Annotated in this window: 8 protein-coding genes; 4 read left to right on the top strand and 4 right to left on the bottom strand. The window is 63.4% G+C overall.

The genetic code is table 11. The features are described 5' to 3' along the window. Positions 1-311 precede the first annotated feature (311 nt). A complete protein-coding gene (locus tag B8V81_RS24995) occupies positions 312-503 on the top strand; it encodes a hypothetical protein (RefSeq protein WP_127464330.1) in 192 nt (63 codons plus the stop codon). A gap of 271 nt (positions 504-774) precedes the next feature. On the opposite strand, the gene B8V81_RS19125 is transcribed toward B8V81_RS24995, so the two are convergent. Then, positions 775-1,488 carry a response regulator gene (locus tag B8V81_RS19125; RefSeq protein WP_028599605.1) on the bottom strand — a complete coding sequence of 238 codons (714 nt, stop codon included), beginning with the start codon at positions 1,486-1,488 and terminating at the stop codon, positions 775-777. Next, positions 1,478-3,016 carry an ATP-binding protein gene (locus B8V81_RS19120; RefSeq protein WP_101808980.1) on the bottom strand — a complete coding sequence of 513 codons (1,539 nt, stop codon included), beginning with the start codon at positions 3,014-3,016 and terminating at the stop codon, positions 1,478-1,480. Before B8V81_RS19120 ends, B8V81_RS19125 begins: the two co-directional genes overlap by 11 nt. A gap of 213 nt (positions 3,017-3,229) precedes the next feature. On the opposite strand from B8V81_RS19120, the gene B8V81_RS19115 reads away from it, so the two are divergent. The 3 genes from B8V81_RS19115 to B8V81_RS19105 all read left to right on the top strand — a co-directional run bounded on the left by B8V81_RS19115 (position 3,230) and on the right by B8V81_RS19105 (position 4,469). Next, entirely contained in the window at positions 3,230-3,670 is a 441-nt protein-coding gene (locus tag B8V81_RS19115; RefSeq protein WP_028599604.1) for a ribonuclease domain-containing protein, read from the top strand. An 80-nt stretch (positions 3,671-3,750) separates the two neighbouring features. Next, positions 3,751-4,026, top strand: coding sequence for a barstar family protein (locus B8V81_RS19110; RefSeq protein WP_028599603.1), 276 nt, complete (start codon positions 3,751-3,753; stop codon positions 4,024-4,026). Further along, on the top strand, positions 4,023-4,469 hold the full coding sequence (locus B8V81_RS19105) for a ribonuclease domain-containing protein (protein WP_028599602.1): 447 nt from the start codon (positions 4,023-4,025) through the stop codon (positions 4,467-4,469). The genes B8V81_RS19110 and B8V81_RS19105 overlap by 4 nt, the downstream gene beginning before the upstream one ends. A gap of 86 nt (positions 4,470-4,555) precedes the next feature. Here B8V81_RS19105 and B8V81_RS19100 read toward each other — a convergent pair whose 3' ends face one another. Both B8V81_RS19100 and B8V81_RS19095 read right to left on the bottom strand, forming a co-directional pair. Beyond that, positions 4,556-5,299, bottom strand: coding sequence for a C40 family peptidase (locus tag B8V81_RS19100; RefSeq protein ID WP_052333397.1), 744 nt, complete (start codon positions 5,297-5,299; stop codon positions 4,556-4,558). 137 nt (positions 5,300-5,436) lie between these two features. Further along, positions 5,437-6,552: a glycosyltransferase family 2 protein gene (locus B8V81_RS19095; protein ID WP_028599601.1), complete on the bottom strand. Its 1,116-nt coding sequence runs from the start codon at positions 6,550-6,552 to the stop codon at positions 5,437-5,439. Positions 6,553-7,915: the final 1,363 nt, after the last annotated feature.

Genomic DNA, 7,915 nt, shown 5'->3' with positions numbered 1-7,915 from the left:
GAACAAGTTGGTAATTATCCTTTTTCTAGCATTGTTGGGCTGCCAATCTTCGGGACCTGATGAATCAATGACTACTAAGATAAACGGCACTCCATCCGCCACATCAAACGCTGCAAACGAGCTTTTCTCCGTTCATGTTTCGGTTCCACAGCAAGTTAAAGCAAACGAGGATTTTACGATTGACGTTGAATTAATGAATAAGACGGAACGGAGAGTCGAGATCTTAAGTGGAGAGCCCGTGTTTTATTATGTCATACACCGGTAAGTCGATTAACATGATTGCAAGGAACGATATAGGGGTTGTGCATCCAATGGCAGGAAGCGAGGTTATTTCAGAAAAGCATCCGTACCGGTTTAAAAATCCGGGCGTATATGAGGTTTCGGCCATTGCGGAATTTTCTGTTCAAGGTGGAGCAGACGACGAGGTCTACAAAATGGAAACGGCTCGAAAGCAGATTGAGGTTATTAGCCAAATGTCTCCTAGCGGGAACCGAACGCGCTGATTCAATGAGGGGCTAAAAAGACGGAAAAACGCTTCGAAGAGATTGAGGCCACTGAAGAAGGTACCGTTTCTAAGCGGCTCGAAAAATTCATCGACAACAAGGCATCGGCTCCCAGTAACTGGGTGCCGATGCCTTGTTGTTGGAACCATCTTGGACACTTCTTGCCTACTCCTGCTCTCCCATTTTTAATATTCGTTTTAAATTTACGGCAAATTAGGGCCATTGCTCCTTGCGAAACCGACGGTCTGTCCGCTGCTGGCATCCCGCCCGATCAGCTCTCGCGCTCGCCCGTCAGGAAACGGTAGCCGATGCCCGGCTCGGTCGCGATATAGAGCGGATCGGCCGCGTTGTCCTCGAGCTTCTTGCGCAGATGGCCGACATAGACGCGCAGATAATGGCCTTCCGACTCGACATGGCCCGGTCCCCATACTTGCCGGAGCAGCTGCTTCTGCGTCATCACCTTGCCCGCGTGCTGCGCGAGCGCCTTGAGCAGATCGTACTCGGTCGGCGTCAGCTTCACCCGCTCCCCCGACAGCTCCACGATCCGCTGCGCCAAGTCGACCGTCAGCCGCCCGAACCGCAGCACCGGCTCGGCCGCCGGGCCGCCCGCCGCATGGCGGAGGGCGACGCGGATGCGCGCGACGAGCTCCCCCGTGCCGAACGGCTTGGTCACATAATCGTCCGCCCCGCTGTCGAGCGCCTCGATCTTGTCCTCCTCGCCGTCCTTGGCCGTCAGCACGATGACCGGCATCGGCGACCACTCGCGCAGCCGCTTCAGCACGTCCAGTCCCGGACCGTCCGGCAGGCCGAGATCGAGCAGCACGAGGTCGGGATGCCCGGCCGCTGCCTGCAGCAGGCCGTCCTCGCCCGTGACGCTCTCCTGCACCTCGTAGCCATGCGCCTGCAGCGTCATCCGCAGCAGCTTGCGGATTTGCGGCTCGTCCTCGATGAGCAGGATGCGCGCTCCGCCCGCCTTATTCGTCATGCTCTCCGCCTCCTGTCTGGTCCGTTGCAGCCGCCGGCAGCTCGACGGTCATGACGGCGCCGATGCCGCCGTCCCCGGGTCCGGCGGCGATCGAGCCGCCATGAAGCTCGGCGACCGCCTTGGCGATGGACAGGCCGAGTCCCGTCCCGGTCACCGACGCTGCATTGCCGCTGCGATAAAATTTCTGGAAAATCCGCTCCCGGTCCGCCTCCGGAATGCCGATGCCCTCGTCGCGGACGGCGATCCGCACGAAGCCCTCCCGCTCCTCGGCGGCGATGACGATCCGGCTGCCGTCCGGCGAATATTTGACCGCATTGCCGATCAAATTGACGAGCATCTGCTCCAGCAGCACCGGATCTCCCCGCAGCAGAGGGGCGGGATCGCCGAGCCGCAGCTCGACCGCCCGTTCGCCCCGAGCCTCCTTCAGCTGGCGAAGCGCCGCGCCGACCAGCTCGTCGGTGCCGACCCAATCCCGCCTCAGCCGCAGCAGGCCGCTCTCCAGCCGGACCATGCCGAGCAAATTGGCCACCAGCCGGTTCATGCGCAAAGCCCCTCCGCGGATCGAGACGAGCAGCTCGCGCCGCTCCTCCTCGCCGAACAGCGCCCCCGATTCCAGCAGGGCGCTGCTCGAGCCGATCATCTCCGCGAGCGGCGTCCTCAGCTCATGCGAGACGGAGTCGAGCAGCGCGGCCCGCAGCCGCTCCGACTCGGCCGTCACCTGCGCCAGCCTCGCCTCCTCGCCCCTGCGGATACGGGCCAAAGCGCCCGCCGCCAGGCCGGCCATCGCCTCGCAGCGGGTGCGGTCCGCCGGCCACGCCCCTGCCTGCTGCGGGTCGCCCCGCAGCAGCAGCACGCCGAGAGACTCTTCCTCGGCCGTCAGCGGGAGCAGCAGCGTCGCTCCGTCCAGGATGCGGATGCTGCCCGCGTCCCCGGCCTCCTGCCGGGCGACGCTCTCGACGATCCGCCGCATGCGCTCCTCTTCCACATCCGGCGCAGCCGCCGGGTCGGCGCCGTAGCGGACGAGACGTCCGTCTTTTCCCGGCAAATAAAAGACCGTCTCCTCCCCGGTCAGGCTGCCGATGCCCGCCCGGAACGTCCGCACGAGCGACTCGACATCCGCTACGTCGCTCATGCTCCGGCTGATGTCATACAGGATCGCGGTCTGCCGCTGCTGCGTGACCGCCTGCCGCACCTGCCGCTTCAGCCGTCCGGCCAGCTCCGACGTGAGCAGCGCCACGGCCAGATAGACGGCGAACGAGACCAGATAGCGCAGGTCCGCCACCGTGAAGCTGAGCACCGGCGGCACGAAGAAGAAGTCGAACGCCAATATGCCCGCTCCCGCTGCGGCGACGGCCGGACCGCGTCCGCCGTAGACCGCTCCGATCAGAATCGGAAACAAATAGATCAGCGCCGCGTTGACCGGATCCATGCCCAGCTCGGGCACCCGCATGAGCGCGGTCAGGGCGGCCGTGCCCGCCACTACCGCCGCATAGGGCAGCCAGCTCGGCTGTGCGGCTGCTTCCGCCATGCTCCGTCACCCTTTCCAACCGATATCGTCCCATTATACCGCACCGAGCCGCCCCAAGCCCGGCGCGCAGCCGTAAAAATAATATAAAGAATGCGGATTTTTTCCGACAATCTGTCCGGCTCGCGCTTTACAAAATGTATAGCCCTCTTTCTTCCAATCGTTGGTATAATCGGAGCGAATTCCAATCCATTCGATGTCAGGAGGCATGAAGTCATGAAATCCGTCGTCCGTCTCATCGCCAGCATCTCTCTTGTTCTCGCGCTCGTCCTCGGCAGCTCGCCGCAGCTCGGGCTGCAAGCCGTTCCGTCCGCCGCCGCCGCGGTGTCCGGGCCTACGGACTTTGCCGGCATCATCAGCTACCTGAAGGCGAACGGCAAGCTGCCCCCGAACTTCCTGACGAAAAGCCAGGCGACGAGCCGCGGCTGGGTATCGAGCCAGTGCAATCTGGCGACCGTCGCTCCGGGCTACAGCATCGGCGGCGATACGTTCCAGAACCGCGAGGGCAAGCTCCCGGCCAAAAGCGGACGGACGTGGAAGGAAGCGGACGCCTACTACAGCTCCGGATGCCGCAACGCTTCCCGCGTCCTCTATTCAAATGACGGCCTGTACTACACGACGAGCGATCATTACGTCACCTTCACGAAGTGGAACTGAGATGGTAGACTAGAAGCGGAGAGGGACTTGCCGGAAACGGCAAGTCCCTTGCCATGCAGGCTGGAAAAGGGGGTCTCGACATGAGAGAGCTGCTGCTGGACGGAAGCAAGCTGCAGGCATGGAACGACATTCACGATTGGTTTGCGGAGCAGTTCGGCTTTCCGGAGCATTACGGCCGCAACCTCGACGCTCTCTACGATTGCCTCGGCGACTATGCCGCGCCGCCGCTCCGCTTGCGGTGGCTGCGCTTCGAGGAAAGCCGGGTTCGTCTCGGCGAGGATGCCGCGCGCGCGCTCCTGCAGCTGCTGCAGGACGTCGAGTCGGAGCTGGACGGCTTCGAGGTGAGCGTCGAATGAAGCTCCGCTTGTTCCGCGCAGGCTGCCTGCTGCTGCTCGCTGTCCTTTTGGCCGCGGGCTGCGCCCTGCGGACGGAGGACGCAGCCCGCGGCGGCTCCGGAGCAGACGGCGCGGACAACAGCTTCGCTACGATCATCGGCCATCTTCGGGAGCATGGCGAGCTGCCGGAGCATTTCCTGACCAAGGCCGAGGCCCGGAAGCGCGGCTGGAACGCCAAGTCCTGCAATCTCGCCGACGTGCTGCCCGGAGCGAGCATCGGCGGCGACCGCTTCCAGAACCGCGAGGGGCTGCTGCCGGCCAAGTCCGGCCGGATCTGGCGGGAAGCGGATGCCGAGTACGAGTCGGGCTGCCGCAACGCGAAGCGGGTCGTCTATTCCAACGACGGCCTCTATTACGTCACCGAGGACCATTACAAGTCGTTCCGGGAATGGACGGCTCCTTGATCGCAGAATGAAAAAAAGCAGCTCCCGAGCGGCCGTCTTCCGGCCGTGCGAGGAGCTGCTTTTTTGCATGCGCCGCTTGTTGTTGCTCAGATCACGCTGCGCGAGGAGACGTAACGGTCCTTCCACCAGCCGCTCGTCAGGCTGTGGATCGCCACCCCGTCCGCCGAAGGCGTGTTGTGGATGAACTGTCCGTTGCCCATGTAGATGCCGACGTGATTGATGACGCCGTTGTTTGAGCCGACCGTATCGAAGAAGATCAGGTCGCCCTTCTGCAGATTGGCCCGGCTGACGGCCTGGCCTTGGCTCTTCTGCACGCTCGTGCCCCACTTCAGGCTGACGCCGGCTTGTCCGTAGACGAACTGCGTGAACGACGAGCAGTCGAAAATGAGCCGGGATTCGTTGCGGACGCCGTAGCCGTAGCTGACTCGTCCGATATAGCTCTGCGCGATCGAGACGACTTGGTCGCGCTTGGAGGAGACGCCTGGGGACGTCGTGCCGCCGGTCGAGCCGCTCGGTCCCGAGTAGGTCGAATATTGGCTGGAGGAGGAAATATAGCCGCTCTCGCCTCGCGGCGTCAGCACATGCAGCCAGTAGGCGTTCGCCTGGCCGACGACGTGGACCTGCTCTCCTTTTTTCAGCATGCGGATCTTGTCCGATCCGGCGCTGGCCTGAACCCTCATGTTGACGCCATATGTAATCTTGGTCTCGTAGGATGCCGCCGCCGAAACGGTGCTCGAGGCGGGAATCCAGGCCCCGCCTACGGCTCCAAAAGCGATTGCCGCGCTCAGCGCCACCTTGATCTTGTTTCGGCTTGCCCAACTATTGTTCATTCTGGATGCTTCCTCCTTGGGTGCAAGTTGTACCCTGAGCATACCAGAAATGAATCGCCCTATATTTTTCCACAAAGAGCGGAAAACCAAGGACGGCTTGGCTCGGCCGCCCTTTGTTAGAAATAAATGAGAAAGCTCTAACCTTTCATTTCCTCTATTTCCTCTCCTGCCTCCCCGTCGCCCGCCAGACCGTGCGTCTGCCGGAAGTAGGCCCGATTGTGCAGCATGCTCGGATGATCCGGAAATAGGCGCAGCGCAGCTTCGTTATGCTCATGCGCCTTGGCGTACAGCCCCATCCGGTCATAGCAGAGGCATAGCTGAAGATGCGGATACCAGGTGCCGGCCGTACGATCGGACAAGCCCATCGTCGACGGCCAATCCGCCTTCAGCGCCTGCTCGTACCAATAGGCCGCGATGCCGTAGCTGCCGCTGTCGAACAAGGCGTTGCCGATGGCACAGCAGCCTTCCGGCCGCGGCTTGTCGTAAGCAAGCGCGCGCAAGGCGGACTGCAGCCGCAGCTCCGGCTGCCCGAGCGCTTCGTAGCACGCCGCGAGCTTCATGCAAGCCTGCAGATTGTCCTCCACCCAGCCTTCGCCGGTCCGCAGCATCGTCTCGTAATGGATCGCCGCTTCGTCATGGATGCCGTGATCCTTGAGCTCGTTGGCGTAGTAATAGAGATCGCGCACCGAAAACGCCTCTCCCCGCTCCCGCCGCTGCCGGTAGATGCGCAGGTTGCGGTCGGTATAGGCTTTGTCCTTGCCGTGCTGCACCGCCGCATCGGCGTCCAGATGAGGTCCCGAGGCGTCCAGATACTCATGCACCGCCCCGATCCAGCGGAAGCCGCGATCCCTGCGCACGATGCGGTTGCGGCGCAGGCTCGACAGCGGCTCCCCATCCGCCCCGCGGCTGAGCACGTACGGCATCGTCACCCGCCAGATCGAAGGGTCCAGCGTCCGCTTCAGCTCCAGCAGGCGCTCGGCGTCCTGCGGCTCGACGTAGTCGTCGGCGTCCAGCCAGAGGATGTAGTCCATCTTGGCATGAGAAAAGGAGAAGTTGCGCGCGGCGGCAAAATCGTCGATCCACTCGAACGGCTCCACTCTCGCTCCGAACGAGGCCGCGATCTCTGCGGTGCGGTCCTCGGAGCCCGTATCCGCGATGACGATCTCGTCCACGACTTCCCGGACGGAGGACAGCGCCCGTGCCAGCACCGCCTCCTCGTTCTTGACAATCATGCACAGGCTGATCGTGATCACAGCTCATCCCTCCTGTCTCCACCGTATTCGCATTCTCCGCTCTCCATGCCTAGCGCGGCTTCACCTCCCGGCCTCGTGCCGCATATACAGGCAACATCGAAGGACCGACCGCTCTCGAGCGCTCGGCAGCTAGAAAGGAGCGGCGGAGAGTGGCCCCTTCAAGGCGCGGCAAGAAACGATTCAAATCCCGCCCATCGTTGCGCAGGCTGCTTCGGTGCGCTGCTACGCTGGCGGATAAGCGCTGGTCGGGAAAAGAGCTGGCGCGAAAGCTGGAGCGGCTTATCGAGGCGGAGGGCCGGAAGGCATGCGCGAAGCCCAAGCGACGCAAGGCGACTCGGCCGAGCGGCGGCATGAAGCCTTGCCAGAGGAAGCGGCGGCGGCCGAAGGCTCCCTGCCGGCCTTGTGATGCCGGAAAAATCAAGGCGCTGGTGAATGAAGAGCTTGGCCTGATCGTGCCTTTGCTGCCTCCGGGCAGCACCGGGGCGACGGGGGCGACTGGTGTTGCAGGAGCGACGGGCCCTACTGGGGCGACAGGTACAACTGGTTTGAGCGGAGCCACGGGTGCGACCGGCGCTACGGGCCCGACTGGGGCGACTGGCGTTACTGGTGCGAGCGGAGTTACTGGCGTCACTGGGGCGACAGGTTCTAGCGGTGCGACTGGGGCGACAGGTTCTAGCGGAGCTACTGGGACTACTGGAGCGACTGGTTTGACCGGGGCGACTGGAGACACGGGCGCAACAGGTCCTACCGGGGCGACCGGCTTTACAGGCGATACTGGTGCTACTGGCGTGTCTGGTACGACTGGAGCGACTGGGGCCACGGGTGCGACTGGCATCACAGGTGCGACAGGCTTCGCTGGAGACACGGGCGCGACTGGCTCTAGCGGTGCGACCGGGGCTGCTGGCGCAACCGGGGCGACTGGAGACACGGGCTTGACCGGGGTGACTGGTTTTACGGGGACCACGGGTGCAACCGGGGCGACCGGCGCTACGGGTCCGAGCGGAGTCGCAGGGGTGACTGGCTTCACTGGCGCGACTGGCGTTACGGGTGCGAGCGGAGTTACTGGCGTCACTGGGGCGACCGGTTCTACCGGGGCCACGGGAGACACTGGCTCGACAGGAGCAACTGGATTTACGGGGACGACTGGCGCTACGGGTGCGACAGGTGCAACTGGGGCCACGGGTGCGACTGGAATCACGGGTTCGACTGGCTTCGCTGGAGACACAGGCGCGACAGGTTCTAGCGGTGCGACCGGGGCAGCCGGCGCGACCGGGGCGACCGGCTTTACTGGCGCAACTGGTATTACAGGTGCGACTGGCCTCCCTGGCGATACTGGCGCTACGGGTGCGACCGGGGTGACTGG

It is taken from the genome of Paenibacillus pasadenensis (genome assembly GCF_002864175.1).
Lineage (GTDB): Bacteria > Bacillota > Bacilli > Paenibacillales > Paenibacillaceae > Paenibacillus_O > Paenibacillus_O pasadenensis.
Note: the sequence above shows the minus strand (reverse complement) of the source record. Positions and strands in the feature narration are given on the sequence as shown.

Coding starts and splice junctions, on each gene's coding strand:
- B8V81_RS19105 (WP_028599602.1), top strand. CDS start 4,023: ATGAAGCTCCGCTTGTTCCGCGCAGGCTGCCTGCTGCTGCTCGCTGTC.
- B8V81_RS19120 (WP_101808980.1), bottom strand. CDS start 3,016: ATGGCGGAAGCAGCCGCACAGCCGAGCTGGCTGCCCTATGCGGCGGTA.
- B8V81_RS19100 (WP_052333397.1), bottom strand. CDS start 5,299: ATGAACAATAGTTGGGCAAGCCGAAACAAGATCAAGGTGGCGCTGAGC.
- B8V81_RS24995 (WP_127464330.1), top strand. CDS start 312: ATGGCAGGAAGCGAGGTTATTTCAGAAAAGCATCCGTACCGGTTTAAA.
- B8V81_RS19125 (WP_028599605.1), bottom strand. CDS start 1,488: ATGACGAATAAGGCGGGCGGAGCGCGCATCCTGCTCATCGAGGACGAG.
- B8V81_RS19110 (WP_028599603.1), top strand. CDS start 3,751: ATGAGAGAGCTGCTGCTGGACGGAAGCAAGCTGCAGGCATGGAACGAC.
- B8V81_RS19115 (WP_028599604.1), top strand. CDS start 3,230: ATGAAATCCGTCGTCCGTCTCATCGCCAGCATCTCTCTTGTTCTCGCG.